Annotated in this window: 22 protein-coding genes; 15 read left to right on the forward strand and 7 right to left on the reverse strand. The window is 64.5% G+C overall.

Features of this window, described 5'->3' with window-relative positions; genetic code table 11:
• Positions 1 to 5: 5 nt before the first annotated feature.
• From deoC to FAZ95_RS32875, 3 genes are all read right to left on the reverse strand, one after another.
• The gene (deoC, locus tag FAZ95_RS32865; RefSeq protein WP_137336569.1) at positions 6 to 1,019 is read right to left on the reverse strand and encodes a deoxyribose-phosphate aldolase; all 1,014 of its coding nucleotides are present in this window, start codon (positions 1,017 to 1,019) and stop codon (positions 6 to 8) included.
• Positions 1,020 to 1,091: 72 nt separating this feature from the next.
• The gene (locus FAZ95_RS32870) at positions 1,092 to 1,376 is read right to left on the reverse strand and encodes a hypothetical protein (RefSeq protein ID WP_254700049.1); all 285 of its coding nucleotides are present in this window, start codon (positions 1,374 to 1,376) and stop codon (positions 1,092 to 1,094) included.
• Between the two features lie 39 nt (positions 1,377 to 1,415).
• Positions 1,416 to 1,784 carry a nuclear transport factor 2 family protein gene (locus FAZ95_RS32875; protein WP_137336570.1) on the reverse strand — a complete coding sequence of 123 codons (369 nt, stop codon included), beginning with the start codon at positions 1,782 to 1,784 and terminating at the stop codon, positions 1,416 to 1,418.
• Positions 1,785 to 2,116: 332 nt separating this feature from the next.
• Between FAZ95_RS32875 and FAZ95_RS32880 the strand changes: the two genes are divergently transcribed.
• Positions 2,117 to 3,511: a selenium-binding family protein gene (locus tag FAZ95_RS32880; protein WP_137336571.1), complete on the forward strand. Its 1,395-nt coding sequence runs from the start codon at positions 2,117 to 2,119 to the stop codon at positions 3,509 to 3,511.
• A 40-nt stretch (positions 3,512 to 3,551) separates the two neighbouring features.
• On the forward strand, positions 3,552 to 4,196 hold the full coding sequence (locus tag FAZ95_RS32885; RefSeq protein ID WP_137336572.1) for a hypothetical protein: 645 nt from the start codon (positions 3,552 to 3,554) through the stop codon (positions 4,194 to 4,196).
• Here FAZ95_RS32885 and FAZ95_RS32890 read toward each other — a convergent pair.
• Positions 4,180 to 5,049, reverse strand: coding sequence for a LysR family transcriptional regulator (locus FAZ95_RS32890; protein ID WP_137336573.1), 870 nt, complete (start codon positions 5,047 to 5,049; stop codon positions 4,180 to 4,182). The two genes, FAZ95_RS32885 and FAZ95_RS32890, sit on opposite strands and share 17 nt — an antisense overlap.
• A 181-nt stretch (positions 5,050 to 5,230) precedes the next feature.
• On the opposite strand from FAZ95_RS32890, the gene FAZ95_RS32895 reads away from it, so the two are divergent.
• The 7 genes from FAZ95_RS32895 (at position 5,231) to FAZ95_RS32925 (ending at position 11,321) form a co-directional block, all read left to right on the forward strand.
• On the forward strand, positions 5,231 to 5,665 hold the full coding sequence (locus FAZ95_RS32895) for a VOC family protein (RefSeq protein ID WP_137336574.1): 435 nt from the start codon (positions 5,231 to 5,233) through the stop codon (positions 5,663 to 5,665).
• Between the two features lie 6 nt (positions 5,666 to 5,671).
• On the forward strand, positions 5,672 to 6,442 hold the full coding sequence (pxpB, locus tag FAZ95_RS32900; RefSeq protein WP_137336575.1) for a 5-oxoprolinase subunit PxpB: 771 nt from the start codon (positions 5,672 to 5,674) through the stop codon (positions 6,440 to 6,442).
• The gene (locus FAZ95_RS32905) at positions 6,442 to 7,398 is read left to right on the forward strand and encodes a 5-oxoprolinase subunit C family protein (protein ID WP_137336576.1); all 957 of its coding nucleotides are present in this window, start codon (positions 6,442 to 6,444) and stop codon (positions 7,396 to 7,398) included. Before pxpB ends, FAZ95_RS32905 begins: the two co-directional genes overlap by 1 nt.
• A 183-nt stretch (positions 7,399 to 7,581) precedes the next feature.
• A complete protein-coding gene (locus FAZ95_RS32910) occupies positions 7,582 to 8,931 on the forward strand; it encodes an MFS transporter (protein ID WP_137336577.1) in 1,350 nt (449 codons plus the stop codon).
• 127 nt (positions 8,932 to 9,058) lie between these two features.
• The gene (locus FAZ95_RS32915) at positions 9,059 to 10,534 is read left to right on the forward strand and encodes an NCS1 family nucleobase:cation symporter-1 (protein WP_137336578.1); all 1,476 of its coding nucleotides are present in this window, start codon (positions 9,059 to 9,061) and stop codon (positions 10,532 to 10,534) included.
• A 119-nt stretch (positions 10,535 to 10,653) separates the two neighbouring features.
• Positions 10,654 to 10,899, forward strand: a complete 246-nt coding sequence (locus tag FAZ95_RS32920; protein WP_137336579.1) for an AbrB/MazE/SpoVT family DNA-binding domain-containing protein — start codon at positions 10,654 to 10,656, stop codon at positions 10,897 to 10,899.
• Entirely contained in the window at positions 10,899 to 11,321 is a 423-nt protein-coding gene (locus tag FAZ95_RS32925) for a type II toxin-antitoxin system VapC family toxin (RefSeq protein WP_137336580.1), read from the forward strand. Before FAZ95_RS32920 ends, FAZ95_RS32925 begins: the two co-directional genes overlap by 1 nt.
• Before the next feature lie 117 nt (positions 11,322 to 11,438).
• Here the strand turns inward: FAZ95_RS32925 and FAZ95_RS32930 are convergent, their stop codons facing one another.
• Positions 11,439 to 13,682: an NADP-dependent isocitrate dehydrogenase gene (locus tag FAZ95_RS32930; RefSeq protein ID WP_137336581.1), complete on the reverse strand. Its 2,244-nt coding sequence runs from the start codon at positions 13,680 to 13,682 to the stop codon at positions 11,439 to 11,441.
• A gap of 248 nt (positions 13,683 to 13,930) precedes the next feature.
• Here FAZ95_RS32930 and FAZ95_RS32935 point away from each other — a divergent pair, with 248 nt between their 5' ends.
• A complete protein-coding gene (locus tag FAZ95_RS32935; RefSeq protein WP_137336582.1) occupies positions 13,931 to 14,620 on the forward strand; it encodes a DUF4336 domain-containing protein in 690 nt (229 codons plus the stop codon).
• 75 nt (positions 14,621 to 14,695) lie between these two features.
• A complete protein-coding gene (locus FAZ95_RS32940; protein WP_254700053.1) occupies positions 14,696 to 15,550 on the forward strand; it encodes a helix-turn-helix domain-containing protein in 855 nt (284 codons plus the stop codon).
• Here FAZ95_RS32940 and FAZ95_RS32945 read toward each other — a convergent pair.
• Complete coding sequence (locus tag FAZ95_RS32945; protein ID WP_137336584.1) at positions 15,547 to 17,670, reverse strand: TonB-dependent siderophore receptor; 2,124 nt, start codon at positions 17,668 to 17,670, stop codon at positions 15,547 to 15,549. The genes FAZ95_RS32940 and FAZ95_RS32945 overlap by 4 nt on opposite strands.
• 395 nt (positions 17,671 to 18,065) lie before the next feature.
• Here FAZ95_RS32945 and FAZ95_RS32950 point away from each other — a divergent pair, with 395 nt between their 5' ends.
• From FAZ95_RS32950 to FAZ95_RS32965, 4 genes are read left to right on the forward strand one after another with little or no spacing between them, the layout of a single operon-like run.
• Positions 18,066 to 19,394 (forward strand): lysine N(6)-hydroxylase/L-ornithine N(5)-oxygenase family protein, encoded by a 1,329-nt coding sequence (locus FAZ95_RS32950; RefSeq protein ID WP_137336585.1) that lies wholly within the window; start codon positions 18,066 to 18,068, stop codon positions 19,392 to 19,394.
• The gene (locus FAZ95_RS32955; protein WP_137336586.1) at positions 19,391 to 20,623 is read left to right on the forward strand and encodes an MFS transporter; all 1,233 of its coding nucleotides are present in this window, start codon (positions 19,391 to 19,393) and stop codon (positions 20,621 to 20,623) included. Before FAZ95_RS32950 ends, FAZ95_RS32955 begins: the two co-directional genes overlap by 4 nt.
• Complete coding sequence (locus tag FAZ95_RS32960) at positions 20,613 to 21,221, forward strand: GNAT family N-acetyltransferase (RefSeq protein WP_254700055.1); 609 nt, start codon at positions 20,613 to 20,615, stop codon at positions 21,219 to 21,221. The genes FAZ95_RS32955 and FAZ95_RS32960 overlap by 11 nt, the downstream gene beginning before the upstream one ends.
• Positions 21,218 to 23,092: an IucA/IucC family protein gene (locus FAZ95_RS32965; RefSeq protein WP_137336587.1), complete on the forward strand. Its 1,875-nt coding sequence runs from the start codon at positions 21,218 to 21,220 to the stop codon at positions 23,090 to 23,092. The genes FAZ95_RS32960 and FAZ95_RS32965 overlap by 4 nt, the downstream gene beginning before the upstream one ends.
• Positions 23,093 to 23,152: 60 nt before the next feature.
• Here FAZ95_RS32965 and FAZ95_RS32970 read toward each other — a convergent pair whose 3' ends face one another.
• A complete protein-coding gene (locus FAZ95_RS32970) occupies positions 23,153 to 24,652 on the reverse strand; it encodes an HAL/PAL/TAL family ammonia-lyase (RefSeq protein WP_137336588.1) in 1,500 nt (499 codons plus the stop codon).
• Positions 24,653 to 24,655 lie beyond the last annotated feature (3 nt).

Genomic DNA, 24,655 nt, shown 5'->3' on the forward strand with positions numbered 1-24,655 from the left:
TCTGCTCAGGCGACGGGGTGACGGTTGAAAGCGGAGTAACGGCCGCTCACGTGATGTTCGAGTTGCCGCTCGATGTCGGCGAGCAGGCTCGACGCGCCAATGCGGAACAACTCCGGCTCGAGCCACGGACGGCCCAGCTCCTCTTTCATGAGGATCTGATACGCGAGCACGGACTTCGCGGTCGAGACGCCGCCCGCCGGCTTGAAGCCCACGAGCGCGCCGGTGCGCTCGCGATACTCGCGGATCATGCGCACCATCACGAGCGAGACGTCGAGCGTCGCGTTCACGCCTTCCTTGCCGGTCGAGGTCTTGATGAAATCGGCGCCCGCCATCATGCAGACCATCGACGCCTTCGCGATGTTCGACAGCGTGCGAATGTCGCCCGTCGCGAGAATCGCTTTCAGATGCGCCGCGCCGCAGGCCGCGCGGAAGTCGCGCACTTCGTCGTAGAGCGCCTGCCAGTTGCCGGTCAGCACGTGTTCGCGCGTGACGACGATATCGATTTCCTCCGCGCCGTCCGCCACCGAGGCTTCGATCTCCTTGAGCTTGAACGGATGCGGGATGAGCCCCGCCGGAAAGCCCGTGGACACCGCCGCAACCGGGATGCCGCTGCCGGAGAGCGCATCGACCGCCGCCGCGACGAAGCGGTGATAGACGCAGACCGCGCCGGTTGTGATCGCGTCAGGGTCGAAGCCGAGCGCATCGAGAATGTCGGCGCGCACGGGCCGGCGCGCTTTGGCGCACAGACGCCGCACGCGGCCTTCCGTGTCGTCGCCGTTCAAGGTCGTGAGATCGATGCACGTGACGGCCTTCAGGAGCCACGCCGCCTGCGCATCTTTCTTCACCGAGCGGCGCGTGCCGAGCGTGGCGGTGCGGCGCTCGACCGCCGAGTGATTGACGCGCAGCGCGTCGAGCCATGAGGCGTCGAACGGCACGCCGGGATTGCGCGCGCCATGCACCGAGGGCGCGATCGGAGCGCCACGCAGCACGACGATTGAGTGGGTTGGAGCGTCGGACATAGGGCCTGTTTTGTGCGATGCACAACAAATGCTGATTGCGTGTTAGCAGGCATCCTACATCACTTGAGAGAATCATAACAAGCGGTCGTTACGATTATTTCTAGACAGCGTCGCGGCACACGTTTGCCGGGGGAAAGGCGCGAGTTCGGCTCGCGAAAGCCAGAACCAGCGCGCCCAGCCGACCAGCGCGAGCAGCACGAGCCCTGCCGCCCCGAGCACGGGCGAGCGCAGCGACACCAGCGCGGCGAACGCGAAGAGGCGCCCGCCCGCGAGCAGCGCAAATCCGGCGATCGCGCTCGACAGTGCGTCGAGCCAAAGCATCGCGCGAGTGTGGAGGGAGGCGACGGGCCCGGTCATGATCGCGTTCTCCTTATCTATCGGTGGTGAGTTTTCGACTTACGCCATCCCCGGCGCGGCATCGAGAAAACCGGTGACAGCCGCAAGCCGCCCCGACGCGTCGACGACGCCAAAGTCCGAGCCCTTCACGATCGCGTCGCCGTCGGGTGTCCTCAGCTCCCACGAAAAGCGCAAGCGGTTGCCGAAGCCGTCGACGTCCGTCGTGCGGCGGAACGTGTGGCGCGGAAAGCGCTCGTGCACGGCGCCGATCATCGCGTCGATGCCGTCGTGGCCGTTTCCGGACAAGAGCGGATCGGCGTAGGACGCATCGGCGGCCCAGGTCGACGCGATCAGCTCGCGGCGATGCGCGGCGTCGAGTTCGTTCCAGGCTTCGAAGTAGCGGTCGATCAGTTCGATATGCGGGTTCATCGCAGACTCCATTCGGTGGGTGACTGGGAGGTTCGCGAGGCGATCGATTCGCATCGATGGCCATTCGCTTGGGATGAAGGATCGGCGATCGAGCGCCGCGGGTCGATTACTCGGCAGGTAATGCTTTTACGTTGGCGAGCGCGCCCTGCTGGCGTTGGCGCGCATCAAGGGTGCCGTAACGCGGCAAATGAACCGGCGCAATATCGACATACGGATAAATTCGTTAGACATATCCCGCGTATTGCGGAAACTGGTTGTCTGGCTAGTTTCCATTCGGACACTGCCACTAGAAACTCGCTGCGAGCCGTTCAGGAGAATTTAGGAGAATCGCCGTGCCAACCTGGAAGCCAGACCCTACGTTCTATCCGTCCGCACGCATGGCGGGCGGCGCCCCGAAAGAAACGCTCGCCTATGTGGCGAGCTTCGACCCCACGCGGCAAACGCCCGATGCGCTCGATGTGATCGACCTCGATCCCGCGTCGCCGCGCTATGCGTCGATCGTCAATCGCGTATCGATGCCCAATGTCGGCGACGAGCTTCATCACTTCGGCTGGAACGCGTGCAGTTCGTGCTTGTGCCCGAACGCGCCGCATCCGCATTCGGAGCGGCGCTATCTCGTCGTGCCGGGCCTGCGCTCCTCGCGCATCCACATCCTCGATACCAAGCCCGACCCGCGGCGGCCGCAGATCGTGCGCGTGCTCGAGCCCGCCGAAGTCGCCGAGCGCGCCGGCTACACGCGCCCGCATACGGTCCATTGCGGCCCTGAGGGCATTTACGTGGTCTCGCTCGCGAACGCCGAGGGCGAGGCCCCGGGCGGCATCTTCCTGATGGATCACGAGACTTTCGATATCCGCGGCCAATGGGAAATCGATCGCGGCCCGCAGCAGCTCGCGTACGACGGCTGGTGGCACCTCGGCTACGACACGCTCGTGACGAGCGAATGGGGCCTGCCCGCGACGTTCGAGAACGGCCTCGTGCCCGAAGTGCTGCTTGGCGGCCAATACGGGCACCGTTTGCACTTCTGGGATCTGCATTCGCGCAAGCACAAGCAGGTGATCGATTTCGGCGCGGAGAACCAGCTCGTGTTCGAGCTGCGTCCCGCGCACAACCCGACGCGCGCCTATGGCTTCGTCAATTCGGTGATCAGCCTGAAGGATCTGTCGGCGTCGATCTGGACGTGGTATCGCGAAGGCGACACGTGGGCCGCACGCAAGGTCATCGAGATTCCGGCCGAGCCCGCCGATCCCGATTTGCTGCCGCCGATGCTCAAGAGCTTCGGCGCCGTGCCGCCGCTCGTGACGGACATCGCGCTCTCGCTCGACGACCGCTTCCTCTACGTGTCGTGCTGGGGCACGGGCGACCTGAAGCAGTACGACGTCTCCGATCCGCACTCGCCGAAGCTCACGGGCAGCGTGCGGATCGGCGGCATCGCGGCGCGCGCGACGCATCCGAAAGCGGACGGACGCCGGCTCAACGGCGGCCCGCAAATGGTCGAGGTGAGCCGCGACGGCAGCCGCGTCTACTTCACGAACTCGCTATACGGCGCGATCGACGAGCAGTTCTATCCCGACGGCGTCGATGGCTGGATGGTGAAGCTCGATACGTCGCCTTCGGGCGGATTGTCGTTCGACGAAAAATTCTTCATCGAATGGCCCGAGACGCACCGGCCGCATCAGATCCGCCTCGAAGGCGGCGACGCGTCGTCCGATTCGTATTGCTATCCCTAAGTTACGGACGAACGCTGACGAAAGATCAAGCATCACGGACATGGACAGCCTCTTCCAAGCCTCCGCGACGACGTGGGCCGCCATCGTCGGCAGCGGCGTGTTTCATGGCGTCAATCCGGCGATGGGCTGGCTCTTCGCAACCGCGCTCGGCATGCAGCGCGGCAGCCGCGCCGCGGTGTTGATGGCGCTTCCGCCCATCGCGCTCGGGCATGCCGCGGCGATTCTGCTCTTCACGACCTCCGCCGCCGCGCTCGGCTCGTGGCCCAGCCTATCGACAGCGCTGCCGCTCCATCTGCTGCTCGGCGCGCTGTTGATCGGCTGGGCCGTTTATCAGCATCTGTATGGGCATCGGCATCGCGTGCGCGTCGGCATGACGGCGGGATTCGCGGGGCTCGCCGCGTGGTCGGCGGTCATGGCCACGCTGCATGGCGCCGGGCTGATGCTGATGCCCGTCGTGCTGCCGCTGTGCGGCGCCTCCGGCACGGCAAGCGCCGCCGGCTTGCTCGTGCCGCTGCAATTCACCGTCGCTCACACCGTGGTAACGCTCGTCACGACCGGGGCGATCGCGCTCGTCGCCTACGAGTATCTGGGACTCGGCGTGCTTCGACGCGGCTGGATCAATTTCGACTGGCTCTGGTGCGGAGCACTCGCCACGACAGGGGCGGTGCTCATTGCGAGCGGCTAAGGTCGCAAAGACACGCCGCAAATCTAGCGGTCGCGGCCTGCTGGCCCTGGCTCTTGCGTTCGACGAGACCGATCTCGCGGTGGAAGCCCGCTTCGCCGAGCGCGATCGTTGCCACCGTATCCGGTATCTGCAACGCGGACGATTGCGGCACGATCGCGACGCCCGCACCATGCGCAACGAGCCCGACGATGCCCTGCAACTCGTCCAGCTCGACCGCCTCGTGCACCGTCAAGCGCGCTTTGCGCAGGAAACGGTCGACTAGGCGTCCGCCAAATGAATTCCGGTCGTAGCGGACAAACGGCTCCGAGCGCAGCAGCTCGCGCCAGGGACGCTCAGCCGCTTCGCGCGGCGCGAGCAGCACGAAAGGCTCGGCAAGCAGCGTGCTCCATTTCAGCTCGGCCGGCATCGCGAACGGCGGCTTGATCATCACGGCGGCATCGAGTTCGCCCGCGTCGACCTGCGCGAGCAGATTGAGCGACACGCCGGGAATCACGCGCACGCGCCAGCCGGGCGCCTCGCGCCGGAACCGCGCGATGGCCGGCACGAGAAACGACGTTTGTGCCGACGCGATCGCCCCGACGCGCAACACGCCGAAACGCTCGGCCGTGCCGCCTCGTCCCGCGAGCTTTCCATAGACCGACAACAACTCTTCGGCGACCTCGACCGTCTGCCGGCCTGCGGCGTTGAGCATCGCGGAACGGCCGGTCCGGTCGAACAGCGGGAAGCCGAGGTCGTCCTCGAGCCGCTGGATCTGGGCGCTGACGGCCGATTGCGTCAGGCCGATATGCGCGCCCGCGCTCGCAAACGTGCCGTAGCGCACGACCGCCAGAAAGGTTTTCAGCTCTCGCACCATCGCTTGGATTGATCGAAAATTTTGTTGCTCACAGCGAAAAGATATCGTTTTTCATTGATTTTTGTCATCACTAGACTCGGTTTTATCAGGTAACCGCGTCACACCACGCCGCGCGGGAAGCGCCGCGACACGCTAGCAGCGCCGCACCGTGCGAGGCTTTCTCTCCAACCATGGGCCCAACATGAGCACGACGACCGCAGTCATTCCCCCGTTTCACCTTGCCTTTCCGGTTCACAGCATCGCCGCCGCGCGCGAGTTCTACGGCGACCTGCTCGGCTGCCCGGAAGGACGCAGCGCCGACGACTGGGTCGACTTCAACTTCTACGGCCACCAGATCGTCGCGCACCTCGCGCCCGAGGAAGCGGGCCACCGCAAGACGAGCGCCGTCGACGGCGACGCGGTGCCGGTCCGCCACTTCGGCGTCGTTCTGCCGATGGAAGAATGGCAAGCCGCCGCAGACAAGCTGACCGCCGCGGGCGTCGCGTTCATCATCGAGCCGCATATCCGCTTCAAAGGCGAAGTCGGCGAGCAAGCGACGATGTTCTTCCTCGATCCGTCGGGCAACGCGCTCGAGATCAAGGCATTCGCCGATATCGCGTCGCTGTTTGCGAAGTAAGTTGCGATGAACGCCCGTAGCCCGGCGCGCATCGAGATCGAGCCGGCCTCGGCCTGGCGCATCGTGCCGTCCGGCGACTGCTGCTTGATCGTCGAGTTCGACGCGATCGATCCGGCCGCCGCGAATCGCAGCGTGCGCGCCGCGGCGCTCCGCTTGCGCGGCGCCGCGCTGCCGGGCGTCACTGAAATCGTCCCCGCGCTCACCACGCTGGGCGTGCATTACCGGCCTTACGCGGTGGCGTCGTCGAACAGCAAGGCGTCGCCCTGCACCGCGCTAGCCGACGCGCTCGCCGCGATGCTGTCGAACCTCGAGTGCGAGCACGAGCACCGGGCGAACGTGCTCGAGATCCCCGTTTGCTACGGCGGCGACTACGGGCCCGATCTCGAGGACGTTGCCGCGGCATGCGGGCTCACGCCTGCCGAAGTCATCGAGCTGCACTGCGCCGAGCCCGTCGACGTGATGATGCTCGGCTTCGCGCCCGGCCACCCTTATATCGGCCGCTTCGATGCGCGGCTGGCGCCGCCGCGGCGATCCACGCCGCGCACGTCTGTGCCGGCGGGCTCGATCGGGCTCGCGAACCGCCAATCGGTGATCTATCCGATGAGCCTGCCGGGCGGCTGGAACCTGATCGGCAGAACGCCTTTCGACATGTTCGAACCGCATCGCGGGCAGCCGTGCCTGCTCAAGGCGGGCGACCGCGTGCGCTTCGTGCCGGTCGATGTCGCGCAATTCGATGTCCTGCTGTTTGCGGCGCAGGCCGTCGAAGGAGCGCCGTGATGTCCATCGAAGTGCTCAAGCCCGGTGCGCTCACGACGTTTCAGGATCTCGGCCGGACCGGCTATCAGCAATTCGGCATCCCGGTCAACGGCGTGATGGACGAGCGCGCGCACCGTCTCGCGAACCTGCTCGCCGGCAACGATCCCGGCGACGCGACGCTCGAAATCACGCTGATCGGGCCGACGCTGCGAATGCTTGCGGACGTGACCATCGCGCTGTGCGGCGCGGACCTCGAGCCGATGGCCGACGGCGAGGCCGTGCCGCTCAACGAAGCGGTGCCTTTACCAACCGGCACCGAACTCAGCTTCGGCCAGCGGCGCAGCGGCGTGCGCGCGTATCTGGCCGTGCGCGGCGGATTCGCGCTCGAGCCGGTCATGGGCAGTTGCAGCACGTTCGTGCGCGGCGGCTATGGCGGACATCGCGGCAGGCCGCTGCGCAAGGGGGATGTGATCGCCGTGCGCGAGCGCGGCGCGTCGAACGCGGCGCCGCCGAGCGCCGCGAGCATGCCCACGTTTCCCAATGACGTGATTGGAGCACCCGGCGCCCCGCTGCGCGTCATCGCGGGCCGCGAATGGCCGCTGTTCTCCGCCGACGCGCAATGCGCATTCGCCAACACGCCGTATCGAATTGGCGCGCAATCGGACCGCATGGGCTATCGCCTTGAAGGCGAGCCCCTGGCGCTGGGTACGGCGCGGCAGATGATGTCGGAAGCCGTCGGCTTCGGCACGATCCAGGTGCCGTCCGACGGGCAACCGATCGTGCTGATGGCGGACCGTCAAACGACGGGCGGCTATCCGAAGATCGCTCATGTGTGTGCCGTCGATCTGCCGCGCCTTGCCCAGACCATGCCCGGCGAATCGGTGCGTTTCGAAATGATCGGCCTCGACGAGGCTCAGCGCTTATTGGCGCAGCAGGAACGAGCCTTCGCGAAAGTCGAAACGCGCTTCGGCGTTTAGCAGCACCGCGCGGCGCGCACCTTTTTGCAACATGCCGAATCAGACCGCCACATTCATCATATTGTTAGTTATACGAACAATATTATTGAACGAATTTTGAGCACTGTAGTTTGTGTATGTCGAGCGCATTTTGACCTGGTAGCCACCCTTCGACTACCGCCTCTAGATCCGGAGCCTCGCCCAATGTCCAACGTCCCCGCCACCCTGTTCACGCCGGAGGCCGACACGCCGCCGCATGTCGCGACAATGCTCGCACGCAAAGCGGCAGCAGCCGCTGCCGCCGGAAGCGCGATCGAGTACTACGAATTCGGTGTCTACGGCTACATGGCCGCTGTCATCGGGCCGCTGTTCTTTCCCGGCGGCAACGCCACGGCGTCGCTGCTCGCGATCCTCGCGGTGTTCGGCAGCGCGTTCCTGATGCGGCCGGTCGGCGGCATCGTGCTCGGCTGGCTCGGCGACCGCTATGGCCGCAAGGCGGTGCTGCTCGTCACCGTGATCGGCATGGGTATCGCGACGGGCGCAGTCGGCGTGCTGCCCGTGGCGGCCACAGCGGGCATCGCCGCGCCGCTCCTGCTGCTCGCGATCCGTCTCGCGCAAGGCTTCTTTGCCGGCGGCGAAGTGACCGGCGCGGCGGCCTATGTTGCCGAATCGGTGCCCGCCGGCCGGCGCGGCTTCTACGGCGCGTTCACGCCGGTCGGCGTCGCGGTGGGCGGCGCGCTGGCCGCGTCCGTGTGCGGCATCACGACCGGCGCGTTGAGCGCCCAGCAATTGCACGATTGGGGCTGGCGTGTGCCGTTCCTCATGGCCATTCCGATGGTCGCGATTTCGGCCACGGTACGCCGGCGCATCGACGAATCGCTTGCCTTCGCGCGAAGCCTGCGCGAGAGCGAGCCGCCGAAAGCGCCTCTCAAGGAAGTGCTCGATGCGCACGTGCCCGCGCTGGTCAAGGTGTTCCTGCTCTCGCTCGGACAGAACATGGGCTACTGGGTTGGTTTCGTGTTCATGAACCTCTACCTGACCACCTACCTGAAGTACGACAAGACGACCGTGTTCTGGATCATGGCGTTCGTGAGCCTCACGATGGCCGTGACGATGCCCTTCTTCGGCGCGCTGTCGGACCGGCTCGGCCGCCGCACGGTGCTCGCAGCCGGGTTCGTCGCCTATGCCGCGCTCGTGTTCCCGATGATGAAGCTGATGAACCATCAGAATATCGGCCTCGCGTTTCTCGCGATGGTGATCGTCGCGCTGCCGATGCCCATCGTGCAGTCCGTCGGCTATCCGACCTACGCGGAGCAGTTCCCCACGCGCGTGCGCTACACGGGCATGGCGTTCAGCTTCAACTTCGGTGCGATTCTCGGCGGCGGCGTCACGCCCTATATCGCGACTGCGCTGATCGGCAAGACCGGCGACCTGCTCATGCCCGCGTATCTGCTCGCCGGCGGCGCCATCATGAGCCTGTTCGTGTTGCTGCGCGTAAAGGAAACCGCGGGACATCGCGCGCATCGATCCGTCCGCCTCTCAGTGGCGAAATAAAAAAAACCAGAGTAGGCTTTTTAACAGCCCATCTGAACCCGGCGGCAGATTCGCGCCGGGATGCGCAACGCCGTCAATCCGTTTTCCGCTTCCCGCTTTGCCCACCAACCATCCGCAAAGGGGTGTCATGTCCGCATCGCCTTCCGTCGAAAGCCATTCGCCCTACGGTCCGGACGGCACGATTGCCGGCTCCGACGAGCGTCTCTTCAACCGCGATCTCGCGCCCGTGCCGCGCAACAAGCGCACGTGGACGAGCTACAGCATCTTCGCCATGTGGATGTCGGACGTGCACAGCGTGGGCGGCTATACGTTCGCCGCGAGCCTGTTCCTGCTCGGCATCTCAGGCTGGCAAGTGCTGCTCGCGTTGACGATCGGCATTCTGGTCGTCTACGTGTTGATGAACTGGGTCGGCAAGCCGAGCTTCGAGCACGGCATTCCGTTTCCGGTGATGGCTCGCGTCAGCATGGGTGTGATGGGCGCGAACCTCGCGGCGATCATCCGCGGCGTGGTCGGCATCGTCTGGTATGGCGTGCAGACTTATTTCGCGTCGAAGGCGGTCGCCACGCTGCTGCTTCTGTTCGTGCCATCCGTCGCCGCGTGGCGCGACGTGACCTTCCTGCGGCTCGACGGCCTCGGCTGGTTCAGCTTCCTGTTCATGTGGATCTTCCAGCTCTTCATCTTCCAGCGCGGGATGGAAACGATCCGCCGCTTCATCGACTTCTGCGGCCCGGCCGTGTACGTCGTGATGTTCGTGCTGATGGCGTGGATCTTGTCGCAGGCGGGGCTCGGCAGCTTGAGCCTCACGCTCGGCGGCAAAGTGCTCTCGGGCGGCGAGCAAATGGCCAGCATGGGCAACGCGATCCTGCTCGTGATCAGCTATTTCGCGGCCCTGCTGCTGAATTTCGGCGATTTCTCGCGCTTTGCGAAAAGCGAGCCGCAGATGAAGGTCGGCAACTTCCTCGGCCTGCCGGTCAACTTCGTCGTGTTCGCGATCATCACCGTGATCGTGACGTCGGGCAGCGCGCACGTGTTCGGCTCGATGATCATGGACCCGGTTGCCATCGTCGGGAAGATTCAGAACAAGGTGGCCGTCGTGCTCGGCAGCCTGACCTTCATCGTCGCGACCATGGGCATCAATATCGTCGCCAATTTCGTCTCGCCGGCCTACGACATCGCCAATCTGTTCGCGAAGCACGTGGACTTCAAGAAAGGCGGCCTGATCGCATCGATACTCGCCGTGCTCGTTTGCCCGTGGATTTTCGTCGACAGCCCGAAGGCGATCACGGTGTTCGTGAGCGTGTTCGGGGCGGTGCTCGCGCCGCTGTACGGCGTGATGATGGCGGACTTCTATCTCGTGAAGCGCCAGAAGGTGGAGACCGCGCAGCTCTATACGATGGCGCGCGAAGGGCGCTTTTACTACGACGGCGGGTGGAATCGCGTCGGGCTGGCGGCGCTCGTGCTGTCGGGCGCGATTTCGATCGGATGGGAGCTGTGCACGCAGCTTCTGCACGTGCTGCCCGACAACAATTTCGGATGGCTAATCGGGGCGGTGGCGGGCGCCGCGATTTATACGGTCGCGATGCGGCTGGCGAAGCGGACGTAGGCGGGTCGTGGTCCGGCATTATGGCGGGGTTACCGGGCGCCCAACTCCCCAGGGGGTTGCCTCAGAACCAGCGATGCGCTAGCATGTATATACGTAAATGTATATCAATTGGAGAGGCGATGAACCTGCAAATCGCGAAATGGGGCAATAGCCTTGCGCTGCGTATCCCCGCTGATTACGTTCGGCACGTAGGTCTCAAGGAGGGTGACGAGGTGCAGGCCAATCTGACCGTCGATGGCGGTATAAGCATTCGCGCGGCCAAATGGGACCGCAAGGCGTTCGCGCAGGAACTGGAGTCAACGCGCGAAGCGATGCCGATAACGGAGTCGGTCATGAAGGAACTGCGGCATGGGGCTCGCTATTGATGGTGTACGTTGACACGAGTGTACTGGTAGCACTGTGCGTGAATGAACCGATGAGTTCCGCCGTTTCGCAGTGGTACGCGGCGTGTACCGAAGAAATGGCCTCTGCGGCGTGGTGCGTGACCGAATTCGCGAGCGCTCTCGGCATCAAGCAACGGACGAAGCAACTGTCAGCCGAACAAGGGGCCTCTGCTTGGCAGGCGTTCGAGCGCCTATGCGCTGGCGACCTGCAGTTATTGCCAATCGAACCCACTACATTCCATCGTGCTGCCGTGCTCACCCTGGATGCGTCCACGGGCCTTCGTGCGGGTGATGCACTGCACCTCGCCGCCGCTCTCGACGCAAAGGCCAAAACCATGGCAACGCTCGATGACGTCCTGGCCGGCAATGCCAAGCGAATGAAGATTAAGGCGCACGTATTTTGATCAGAGCGAGTCTGTTTGTAGCTGTCGTCGAAACAAAGCCCCTTCCGGCAACTGCCGGAAGGGGCTTTCTCTATGTCGATGGCGGCTCTGGGACGAGCCGCGTCGAGTTAAAACGGCTTAAGCCTGAACCGAAGCCAGCGCCGCGTTCAGCGTCTTGCTCGGACGCATCACCGCCGCCAGCTTCTCGACGTCCGGCTTGAAGTAGCCGCCGATGTCGACTTCCTTGCCCTGCACGTCGCCGAGTTCGCCGATGATGGTCTTCTCGTTGGCCGTCAGTTGCTTGGCCAGCGGCGCGAACTTCGCGGCCAGCTCGGCGTCTTCGGTCTGCGCGGCGAGTTCTTGCGCCCAGTACATCGCGAGGTAGAACTGGCTGCCGCGGTTGTCGAGCTCACCGGTCTTCGGCGACGGGCTCTTGTTGTTGTCGAGCAGTTTGCCGGTGGCCGCATCGAGCGTCTTCGCGAGAATCTTGGCGCGCGCATTGCCGGTCTTGAAGCCGAGGTCTTCGAGCGACACCGCCAGCGCGAGGAACTCGCCGAGCGAATCCCAGCGCAGGTGGTTTTCCTGAACCAGCTGCTGCACGTGCTTCGGCGCCGAACCGCCCGCGCCCGTTTCGTACATGCCGCCGCCCGCCATCAGCGGAACGATCGACAGCATCTTCGCGCTCGTGCCGAGCTCCATGATCGGGAACAGGTCCGTGAGGTAATCGCGCAGGATGTTGCCCGTGGCCGAGATGGTGTCCTGGCCGCGAATCACGCGCTCCAGCGTGTAACGCATCGCTCGCACTTGCGACATGATCTGGATGTCGAGGCCCTTCGTGTCGTAATCCTTCAGGTACGTCTCGACCTTCTTGATCAGCTCGGCTTCGTGCGGACGGTACGGGTCGAGCCAGAACACGGCCGGCATGCCCGAGTTGCGCGCACGCGTGACCGCGAGCTTGACCCAGTCGCGGATCGGCGCGTCCTTGACCTGGCACATGCGCCAGATGTCGCCCTTCTCCACTTGCTGCGTCAGCGACGTCAGCACTTCACCCGTGGCGATATCGACGATGCGCGCTTCGCCGTCTTGCGGGATTTCGAACGTCTTGTCGTGCGAGCCGTACTCTTCCGCCTTCTGCGCCATCAGGCCGACGTTCGGCACCGTGCCCATCGTCTTCGGATCGAACGCGCCGTTGGTCTTGCAGAAGTTGATGATTTCCTGATAGATGCGCGCGAACGTGCTTTCCGGAATCAGGCATTTCGTGTCCGCCGGACGGCCGTCGGCGCCCCACATCTTGCCGCCTGCGCGAATCATCGCGGGCATCGATGCGTCGACGATCACGTCGTTCGGCGCGTGCAGGTTCGAGATGCCCTTGGCCGAATCGACCATCGCCAGCGCGGGACGGTGCTCGTGGCACGCGTGCATGTCGCGGATCACTTCTTCGCGCTTCGATTCCGGCAGCGCTTCAATCTTCTCGTACAGGTTCACGAGGCCGTTGTTGACGTTCACGCCCAGTTCCTCGAACAGCTTGGCGTGCTTCGCGAACGCGTCCTTGTAGAAGACCTTGACGGCATGGCCGAACACGATCGGGTGCGACACCTTCATCATCGTCGCCTTCACGTGCAGCGAGAGCATCACGCCCGTCTTGCGCGCGTCTTCCATCTGGTCTTCGTAGAACTCGACCAGCGCCTTCTTGCTCATGAACATGCTGTCGATGATCTCGCCGTCCAGCAGCGACACCTTCGGCTTCAGCACGATCGTCTCGCCGCTCTTTGTGACGAGCTCCATGCGGACGTCACGCGCGCGATCGAGCGTGATCGACTTTTCGCCGTGGTAGAAGTCGCCGTGCTTCATGTGCGCGACGTGCGTGCGCGATGCCATGCTCCACTCGCTCATGCTGTGCGGATGCTTCTTCGCGTAGTTCTTCACGGCGGCCGGCGCGCGGCGGTCCGAGTTGCCTTCGCGCAGCACCGGGTTCACGGCGCTGCCGAGGCACTTCGAGTAGCGCTTCTGGAGCGCCTTTTCCTCGTCGGTCTTCGGGGCTTCCGGATAGTCCGGCACCTTGTAGCCCTTCGACTGCAGCTCTTTGATCGCGCTCACGAGCTGCGGCACCGATGCACTGATGTTGGGCAGCTTGATGATGTTGGTTTCGGGGAGCTGGGTCAGGCGGCCCAGTTCGGCGAGGTTGTCCGGCACGCGCTGCTCTTCGGTCAGGAACTCCGGAAACTCGCCCAGGATACGGCCCGCCACCGAAATATCGCTCGTGGTGACCTCGATGCCCGCCGGCGCGGTGAACGTGCGGATGATGGGCAGGAACGCGCTGGTCGCGAGCAGAGGCGCTTCGTCGGTCAGGGTGTAGATGATCGTGGGTTGCTGAGTGCTCATTGCTTGGCTCTGGACGAGAAACAGGTTGAGGAACGTCGCCGGCTGGGGCGCAGACCGGATGAAACCCCTGAATTTTGCCTCATTTTGCTTTCACGAGGTTTTACGGGGGCTGACTCCCTTGCCCGCGGAGCACGAATTGGCCGACTTTGGCAGGCCCTTTTGGCGGAACAAAGCTCGCCCAAAGCCGCGTCGTTCGCGCTCGAGGCGCCTTGGCGTACACTGACCGCTGCCTTCGCACCCCAATTGCCATGCTCAAATCGATCGCCCCCGAACTGTGGCACCTCCAGCGCGATTTCGCACTGGTTGGCGGAATCCGCATTTCCTCGCGCATGACGGTCGTCCGGCTCGCGGATGCGTCGCTCTGGCTGCACGCTCCGGTGCCGCTTTCGGCTGACGTGCGATCGCAGCTCGCCGCATTGGGAGACGTTCGATACATTGTCGCGCCGAATAAATTGCATCACCTGTTCGTGACCGACTGCGCCGCTGCGTTTCCGGCCGCAGCCATTTACGGCGCCCCGGGCCTGAAGAAGAAGCGCCCCGACCTGGCCGCCATGCGCGAGCTGACTCGCGAAATCGAGCCGCAATGGTCGCAAGACCTCGAGCAGACCTTTTTCGACGGCTTCCCGCTCGGCAACGAAACCATCTGGTTTCACAAGCGCTCGCGCACGCTGATCGTGACCGACCTGTGCCAGTGCTGGCAAGGCGAAATGCCGTTTGCGTCAAAGCTGTATGCCTCGCTGACCGGCGTGAGAAATCGTCTCGCCGTGCCTCGCACCATACAGCTGGCCGTCAAGAATCGCGAGGCGGCGCGCGCCAGCGCCGCGAAAATCCTGGGCTATCCGTTCGAACGCGTCGTCACCGCGCACAATTCGATCGTCGAACACGACGCCCACGCGGCCGTGGAGCGTGCGTTCGCTTGCTTCGGTCCCGCCAGGTAAAGCCGGCGCGAATCCGCCCCATCCGTTACCTGTCGGGTAATGGAAACCCGGCGCCGTTTGACTATCATCCGCACCATGAGCACATTGAGCGCCCCCCTGATCCCGTCCCCCGCGCCGAGCGCGGCGAGCCGCACTGTCGGCGACATGCTGCGCGAATGGCGGCAGCGGCGACGCATGAGCCAATTGCTGCTCGCGTCCGAAGCCGAGATTTCGACGCGCCATCTCTCGTTCGTCGAATCGGGCCGGGCGCTGCCGAGCCGCGAGATGGTCATGCACCTTGCCGAGCGGCTCGAGGTACCGCTGCGGGCGCGCAACGCGCTGCTCGTCGCGGCCGGTTACGCGCCGCTCTTTCGCGAACGGCCGCTTTCGGACCCCCAATTGAGCGCCGCGCGGCAAGCGGTCGATCTCGTGCTCAAGGGCCACGAACCGTATCCGGCGCTCGCGATCGACCGCCATTGGACGATGGTCGCCGCCAACCGCGCGATTGCGCCGCTCGTCGCGCGGGCCGATCCCAAGCTGCTGGCCGGGCCGGTCAATGTGCTGCGGCTGTCGCTGCATCCGGACGGGCTCGCGCCGCACATCGTCAACTGGCACGCATGGCGCGAGCATGTGATCGGGCGCGTGCAGCGTCAGGCGGAAACGAGCGGCGACGCGACGCTTGCCGCGCTCGTCGGCGAATTGAGCGCCTACCCTGCGCCGCCGCATGCGCGCAAGCCGGATCCAGCCGGCGCGTTCGAAGCGAATCAGATCGCCGTCCCGTTCCGGCTCGCCACCGACCTCGGCGTGCTGTCGTTCTTCAGCACGACGACCGTGTTCGGCACGCCGGTCGACGTGACGTTGTCCGAACTCGCCATCGAAGCGTTCTTCCCCGCCGACGATGACACCGCGCGGGCACTGCGGGCCTACGCGGAAACCCAGGCCGCCCCCTAGAAATCGATCTTGGCGTTCAGGCTGAGCGTGCGCGGATCGCCGGGCTTGATGTAGTCGGCGTACTGGAATTCCCAGTACCGGCGATTGGCCAGGTTATCGATCGCGGCGCGGAGCGTGACGTCGTGGCCGGCGATTGCGGTGCTATACGTGGCCCCGGCGTTGACGAGCAGAAAGCCGGGCGCAGCCAGGTTGCCCGCTGCACGCACTTGCGTATTCCCCGTGAATTTGGCGTCGACGCCGAGCTTCAAGCCGGGCACGGCCCGTACCGCGTACTGCGCATACGCGGCGGCCACGTAAGCGGGGGCGCCCGCGACGCGGTTGCCGTCGTAGGACGTGCCCTTCGCGTACCAGGTATCGAGCCACATCAGGTTGCCGCCGAGTTCCCACTGCGAGCCGAGGTGCGTGGATGCGCCCAATTCGATCCCTTGATAAATCGACTTGCCGTCTTCGACGTAGACGTTGTCGCCGTTTGCGTAAGCCGCGCCGCGTTCGATGCGGAACACCGCAGCCGTCGCACTCCAGCGCGCATGCTCGCTCTTCACGCCGATTTCGTATTGCTTGCTGCGCAGCGGATTCAATTGCTGGCCGTAGTTCGCGTAGCCGACGCCGACTTGCGGGCCTTGCTCGAGGGCTTCGACATAGCTCGCATAGAGCGTCGTCTGCGGCTCGACTTTGAACATCAGCGCGACGGTCGGCGTGAGCACGGCGTTCTCGTCGTAGGTCGATGCCGTCGATCCGGTCGTCGTGTACGACGTCTGCGAGTAGTTCGTGTAGCGCAGGCCGCCGAGGATGGACCAGCGCTCGGTGATCTGCATCGTGTCGCTCGCGAACAGCGACTTCTGCGTGATGACGCTGTCGCGATAGGTCTGCAAACCGCTCTTGCCGGGATAGCGGTACGGGTTCGGCAGATAGAGATTGCCCGCGCCGAGCGTCGCAGAGTACGGATTCGCGGAGTAATAGTTCAGCTGCTTTTGCCACGCCGCGCCGAATACGAGTTCGTGCGTGAACGGGCCGGTTTTCAGCTTGCCTTCCAGCATCGCCTGCCACTGGCTGAACTGGTGGGCCTCGTTGCTGTTCCAGCGCGAGTCGCTGTAGTCGCCCGCGCTGTTCAGCAGATAAAGCGTGCTCTCGTTGCGTTCGCGCGTGACCGTGCTGTAGCTGTACGACGTCGAGAAACGCCAGTCGGGTGAGATCTGGTATTGCACGCCTGCCGTGTAGAGCTGCAGGTTGGTGTTCAGGAATTGATCCTGGCCGCCGAGGTTCGACGTGCCGCCGCTAAGGGTCGGCGGCAGGCTCCCGCCGACGTACTGCGCCGTCGAGATCGACGGCGTCAGCCCGGTCACGCGACGCTCCTGGTAGAGCGCGCCGAAGTTGACCGACAGATCGCGCGTCAAGCGAGCGTCGAGCGCGAGCGAGACGGCATCGCGCCGGAGGTTGCCGTCGTTATAGGTCTGCCCTTCTTCGTGCGTGGCGTTGATGCGCGCGCCGAACATCTTGTCAGGGCCGAAGCGGCCGCCCAGATCCGCGTGCTCGCTCCAGATGCCGTCGGTCCGGTAGCCGACGTCGACGCTGCGCACGGGCGTGTCCGTCGGCTTCTTCGTGACGTAGTTGATCACCCCGCCCGGCGAGCCGAACCCATACATGAATCCCGACAGGCCCTTGAGCAACTGCACGCTCTCGAGTTGCTCGTAAGGCATCGTGATGCCATAACTGACGAACGGCATGCCGTCGATCTTGAAGCCGTTTTGCCAATCGATTTGCAACCCTCGGACCGTGAGGTAAGTCGCCCACGCGTTGTACGCGCCGCTGTTGTCCGACACGGAGGCGTCGCCTGCAAACACGTCGCCGAGCTTATAGACCTGGTGGTCAGCCAGTTGCTCGCTCGTCACGACCGTGGTGGAGAACGGCGTGTCGAGCTGAGAGCGCGAACCGAGCGCGCCGGCCGCGACGCTCGCGTCGAGATGCTGAGGCGTGTCGCGCTGCACCGTCACTGTGATCGGCTGCAGCTCTTGGGCGAACCCGGCACGGCTGGCGCAGAGGGTCAGGTAGCCGGCGATCTTCAAAGAGCGGTTGAGTTGTCGGAGTTTGGGTTGGGCGATGCGCGAAACAGGGTTCTTCATTTTTTCGGTCGGAATTTGCGCGTGGTCTAATCTTGTAACGAGAATCATTCTCATTACGAGGTTGCGATCCTAGCAAAGAGCCTTCCGCTTTGAAAGCCAATTTGAATAACTCGATTTCCGCTACGGACAGCGAAATGCGGCGTCCGCCCCGCCTGAGGCCGCTGTGACGCGGGTTGCGAGTCGCGCCGCTTAATGGGCGAAGCGCTGGAGCACCCTACAAGTCAGTAAGGTTATTTCCGGCTAGCTTGCCTTCCCCCACCTATCTTCATATTATTCGCAAACGCGAACCATTCTCATTCACGATCTTAGCGATACGGCTGGACATCGCCGGCCAACGAAACCAAAGGAAGCTTAATCATGAGTAGTTCTAATCACGTATGCGAGGACTGAACGCCATGCACAGCGACGAGCACGACTTCATCGCGATCGGCCTAGGCCCGTTCAACCTGAGCCTCGCCTGCCTCGCCGAGCCGATTCGCGGCTTGCGCGGCATCTTCCTCGAACGCAACGACGACTTCGACTGGCACCCCGGCATGCTGATCGACGACACGACGCTGCAGAACCCTTTTCTGGCCGATCTTGTGAGCCTCGCAGACCCGAAAAGCCAGTTCAGCTTCCTCAACTACTGCAAGCAGGAAGGCAAGCTCTACGCGTACTACATCCGCGAGCGCTTCTATCTGAGCCGCGCCGAATACAACCGCTATTGCAAGTGGGCGATCCGGCAGCTTTCGAGCATTGCGTTCGGCTCGAACGTCGAGCGCATCGACTATGACGACGTGCGCAAGCAGTACGTCGTGAGCGGCCGGCACTCGCGCACGCAGCAGCCGTTCACGCATCGCGCGCCGAAGCTCGTGATCGGTGTCGGGTCGGTGCCGCACTTGCCCGCCTGTTGCGCCGGCGTGGCGGAGCACTGCCTCCATAGCGCCCAATACGTCGAGCGCAAGACCGAGTTGCAGAAGAAGCGCTCGATCGCCGTGATCGGCAGTGGCCAAAGCGCCGCCGAAATCTTCCACGACTTGCTCAAAGACAGCGACAGCTTTGACTACTCGCTGACCTGGATCACGCGCTCATCGCGCTTCTTCCAAATGGAGACCACGAAGCTCACGCTGGAAATGAGCTCGCCGGACTACGTCGACTACTTCTACAACCTGCCCGACGAGGTCAAGGAACGCATCATCGAGAAACAGGACAACCTCTACAAAGGCGTGAACGCGACACTGATCAATCAGATCTACGACTTGCTCGACGACCGCCGCAGCCGCGGCCACGCGAACGCGAGGCTCATCACCAACTCCGAGCTCACAGGCTGCCGTTACGACCCGGCCGGCGACCGCTTCCATCTGCGCTTCATCCAGCGCGACGAACGCCAGCCGTACACGCATGTCACCGACGGCGCCGTCTTCGCCACGGGCTACGGACAAAACGTGCCGCGCTTCATCGACGGCATCCGCGAGCGCATCCGGTGGGACGCGAAGGGACGCTACCGGATGTCGCGCAACTACGCGATCGACCTCGTCGAATCGGACATCTTCGCGCAGAACGCGGGCCTCTACAGCCACGGCCTCACGAATCTCGACCTCGGCATGAGCTGCTACCGCAACTCGTGCATCCTGCGCGAGCTGACCGGCGTCGAGCATTACCCGATCGAGCGCCGCATCGCCTTGCAAGACTTCTCGGTGCCCGCGAGCGATGCGTTCAGCAAGGTGCCGCTGGAGGCCGAATGATGCGGGGCGCCATCATCCTCATGACAGCGTTCGCGGTGATCAGCGATGCCGTTCTGATTCCGTTCTATCCACAGTTCTTCGCATCGCGCTATCAGTTGACGAGCCCGGTGCACGCGGGCGCGTATGTGGCCGCGATCTCGATCGCCGTGATGCTCACGCTCCCGCTATGGGCACGCATCGCGAAGCGGCTCGATGCCATGCATTTGCTCGTCTATACGCAATGCGCGGCCGGCGTGTTTTCCGTGTTGAGCTACTGGGCCCCGACCGTGCCGGCGTTCTGGCTGCTGTCGCTCGCGATGTTCATGTGCAAGAGCAGCTATCTGCTGATGTACCCGTACCTGATGCGGCTCGAAGAGAAAGCGGCGCACGCGAACACCATCGGCCTGCTGTCGGTCGTCGTGCATTTCGGCGCGATCCTGGGGGCGGTCGTGGGCGGCTTCGTCATGCAGACCTGGGGCGCGGACAAGTGCATCTTCGCCATGGCCGCGGGCGATTTCGTGCAGATGTTCGTCTGCCTGCATCTGATCCGCTCGCACGGCATCGCGCGCCGTTGCCGCTTCGCACCTGCCGAGCGCGTTCGCTTGGGCTTCGCCCATCGCCTGCCGATCCTGCGGCTCGCGCTCCTGATGCTCGTCTTCGATTTCAGCGTCTATCTGATCCGGCCGTTCATGTCGTCGTATTGGCAGGCCATCAGCGGATCGTCGAGCGAATTGCTGTCGGGGCTCGTGTTCGCGATTCCGGGCATGGTGGCCATCGTCGCGTTGCGCATCAACCGCCACGGCGCGCGCACGGGCGGCCAACCCAAACGCAAGCTCGACCACACGCTCGGCAATCTGCTGCTCGGCGCCGCCGGACTCCTCCTGCAAGGCTCGGGCGACCCGCTCTGGACGGTGATCGGGCGATGCCTGTTCGGCTGGGCGCTGTTCCAGATCGTCGTGAAGCTCGACGTCACGATGTTTCGTCTCAGCACGCCGGCCTCGTATGCCGCGGACTACAGCGTCATCAACTTCTTTCAGAACCTCGGTGTGTTGCTTGCGTCGTTCGCGGCCGGGGCCGTGGTCGAAAGCTACGGATTGCGCACGCCGTTCTTTATCGCCGCCGCGGGGCTGTTGCTGACCGTCTTGCTCAACACGCTGCTGCTCGACGTCGACAGAGCCGACGCCACGCAATCTCATGATGAACTTGCCGACGCTTTGCCTGAGACCGGAGTCACCGCCCGTGCGAACTGACATCGCCACTGCCGAGATCGCGCTGCGACCCGCGCCGCCCGAGCGTTCGCCCGGCACTTACCATGGCTTCGCTTTTCGTCCTCTCGATCCCGCTCGCGACGCGCCGATGCTGCACAGTTGGTTCGTCGAAGAACGCGCGTCGTTCTGGAACATGCGGGACAAGCGCGTCGAAGAAGTCGAGGCCGTCTATCAAGCGCTCGCTGATTCCGGCCATGCCACGGCATGGCTCGGCATCGAACGGGGCACGCCGGCCTTCCTGATCGAGTGCTACGACCCCGCGCACGATCAGGTCGGCGAACACTACGACGTGCTGCCCGGCGACTTGGGCATGCACGTGTTCGTCGCCCCCGCGCCTCGGCGCATGCACGGCTACACGCGGCGCGTGTTCGCCGCGCTGATGACGTTCATGTTCGCGCGGCTCAACGCGCGCCGCATCGTCGTCGAGCCCGACGCGCGCAACACGCGCATTCACGCGCTCAACCGCGCAATGGGCTTCGTCTATTGGAAAGACGTCGCCTTCCGCGAAAAAACCGCCTCCATCGCGTTTTGCACACGCGAGGATTTTCACGCCGCCATCCAGAAGGAACCTCAGCCATGACCCGCCTGCCTATCGACCACCCGTCCGACCACCCGTCCCGCGCCACGCTCCATCTGACGCCTGACATCTGGCATCGCGCGAACCGCCTGCTCGTCAAGAAGGCGATCGCCGAGTACGCGCACGAACTCATCGTCGAACCCAAGTGGATCGGCGAAGCCGCGGGCGCGGGCTTCGCGCGCTACGCGCTCGCGTCCGACGACGGCACGCGCGTCTACACATTCGAAGCGCGCCTGCTCGCGCTGCGGCATTGGAGCATCCGGCACGAATCGATCACGTGCGTCAGCGATGGCGGCGTGCAGCCGCTCGACGCGCTCGCGTTCATCCTCGACGTCAAGGGGCGGCTCGGCATCAAGGAGGACATGCTGCCGATCTATCTCGACGAAATCAGCAGCACGCTCTACGGCAGCGCCTACAAGCTGACGAAGGACGGCCCCGACACCGGCGCGCTCGTCGACGCCGACTTCCAGACCTTCGAAACCGCGATGATGGAAGGCCACCCAGGCTTCGTCGCCAACAATGGACGCCTCGGCTTCGACGCCATCGACTATCGCGCCTACGCACCCGAAGCCGGCGCCGAGATCGCCGTCGTGTGGCTCGCGGTGCACAAGGACAACGCGACGTTCCACTGCTCGCAAGACCTCGACTACGAGCGGCTGATGATAGAAGAACTCGGCGAGGAGACCATCGAGCGTTTCCATGCCCTCATCGCCGAGCGCGGCTGCAACAGCGCCGACTATCACCTGATGCCCGCGCACCCGTGGCAGTGGTTCAACAAGCTATCGATCTGCTTTGCGTCCTACGTCGCGAGCAACCGCATCATCTGCCTCGGCTACGGCGACGACCGTTATCTCGCGCAGCAATCCATCCGCACGTTCTTCAACATCACGCATCCGGCGAAGCGCTACGTGAAGACGTCGCTATCGATTCTGAACATGGGGTTCATGCGCGGCTTGTCGCCGTATTACATGTTGGGCACGCCGGCGATCAACGATTTCATCAAGAGCCTCATCGAAAGCGACGCCTATCTGCAAAGCAAAGGCTTCACGATCCTGCGCGAAGTCGCTTCGCTCGGCTTTCGCAACGGCTACTACGAGGCTGCGATTCAAGCCGACAGCCCGTACAAGAAGATGTTTTCGGCGCTGTGGCGCGAGAATCCGCTCGCGCTTGCGGGCCCGGGCCAGCGCTTGATGACGATGGCCGCCCTCTTGCACACGGACCGGCACGGCCGCGCACTGCTGCCCGCGCTGATCGCCGCATCGGGCTTGAGCACGCGCGCATGGCTCGAACGCTACATGGAGGCATATCTCGCGCCGCTCGTGCACGGCTTCTACCGGTATGACCTCGTATTCATGCCGCACGGCGAGAACCTGATCCTCGTGATGGAAAACCACGTGCCGGTGCGCGCGATCATGAAGGACATCGCCGAGGAAGCGGTGATTCTAGACAAGGACGCGAAGCTGCCCGACAACGTGAAGCGCCTCGCCGTCGACGTGCCCGATCGCCTCAAGCTGCTCGCGATTTTCATCGACGTGTTCGACGGCTTCTTCCGCTACGTGAACCAGATCCTCGTCGAGCACGAATGCTGCACGGAAGACGTGTTCTGGGACGTCGTGGCCCGTTGCGTCTCGGCGTATCAGGATGCGCATCCGGAGTTCGCCGCGAAGTACGAGAAGTACGATCTGTTCGCGCCGGAGTTCCTGCATTCGTGCCTGAACCGTCTGCAACTCGGCAACAACCAGCAGATGGTCAACCTCGCCGACCCGGCTGCGAACCTCAAGCTCGCGGGCAATTTGCAGAATCCGCTCGCGGGACGGCGCGATGCATTGCGCGAATGCATCCTTCCGCTCCATGCCGAAGCGGACGCAGCGTAGCCACGCTGGATCGCGCGGCCTGCCGCACGTGGGCGGCTGGCGCCGCCTCAGCGGCTCCTCCTACGCTGCAACCGCCGGCGCGCTCGTCTCGCGCATGAGACGGAACACACGCTCGATATCCTCGCCCAACGGCCGATCGTCGCGATACGTCGCGACGACCTCGCGCAAACGACGCCACAGGCCGCCGGTATAGCGCGAGCGCGCCGGTCCCGACGTCTGCAAGTCGCACGCTTGCGCGGCGGCAAGCCATTCGATGGCCACGATGCGCGCACTGTTGTCGAGCAGTTCCAGCGCCTTCAATGCCGCCGGGGTCGCGTGACACAAGTGATCTTCCTGCAGACCCGACGTGACGCCCCCGTCGAGACTCGCCGGGGCCGCAAGCCGCCGGTTCTGCGCGACGAGCGACACCGCCGTGTACTGCGCGATCATGAATCCGGAGCACGTGCCGCTTTGCTGCGCCAGGAACGCGGGCATGCCGCTGACGAGCGGGTTGACCAGGCGATCGAGGCGACGCTCCGCCATCGCCGCGACTTGCGCGATCGCCACGGCGAGACTGTCCATCGCGAGCGCGATCGACGCGCCCACCGCATGCGCCTGCGAATGGACGCGCGGCGCATCCGGCGTGCCGCTCACGATCGGGTTGTCGGTCACGGCGGCCAGCTCGCGATCGACGACGTCGGCCGTGGTGGCGAGCACATCGCGCGCCGCGCCGTGCACGTGCGGAATCGTGCGCAGGCTGAGCGCATCCTGCGTGCGGGCGCCGACGGCGGCGGCCAGCACGCCGCTGTCGGCGAGCATCGCGTGAAGGCGCGCGCCCACCGCAGCGAGTCCCGGCGATGCGCGCAGCGCGAGCGCATTCGCGTCGAACGCGGCAAGCTGGCCGCGCAGATCCTCGAAGCTCAGCGCCGCCACCGCATCGGCCCAATCGAGCAGGCGCTCGGCGCGCGCGAGCGCGAGCACGGCGAGCCCCGTCACGCAGGGCGTGCCGTTGACGAGCGAGAGCCCCTCCTTCGCTTGCAGCATGAGCGGTTCGAGCCCGAGCCGCCGCAGCGCTTCCGCCCCGGCAAGACGTTCGCCGCGATAGTGCGCGTACCCCGCGCCGGCGCAAACGAGCGCGATATGGGCCATGTGCGTCAAGTAGCCGACCGAGCCATGCGCCGGCACTTCCGGCAAGCAATCGGCGTTCAGCAGCGCCACGAGCCGCTCGACGATGTCGAGCCGCACGCCCGAATAGCCGTGCGCGTAGTTATTGATCGCGGCTGCCATGATCGCGCGGGTTTCGGCCGCGCCAAGCGGCGTGCCGACACCGACCGCGTGGCTCATCAGAATGTTGTGCGAGAGCGCGCTTTGCTGGCTCGGTCCGATGATGACGTCGCACAGCGCACCGACACCGGTATTGACGCCATAGGCGCGCATCCCGCGCTCGACGATGGTGTCGACCAGCACGCGCGCCGCCGCGATGCGCTCGCGCGTGTCTGCCGAAAGCTCCAGCGCTTCGCCGCCGGCCACGGCGGCCAGTTCGCGCCAATCGAGCGGACGCTCGGATCGAATCACGGTCATGTT

The organism is Trinickia violacea (genome assembly GCF_005280735.1).
GTDB classification, from domain to species: domain Bacteria; phylum Pseudomonadota; class Gammaproteobacteria; order Burkholderiales; family Burkholderiaceae; genus Trinickia_A; species Trinickia_A violacea.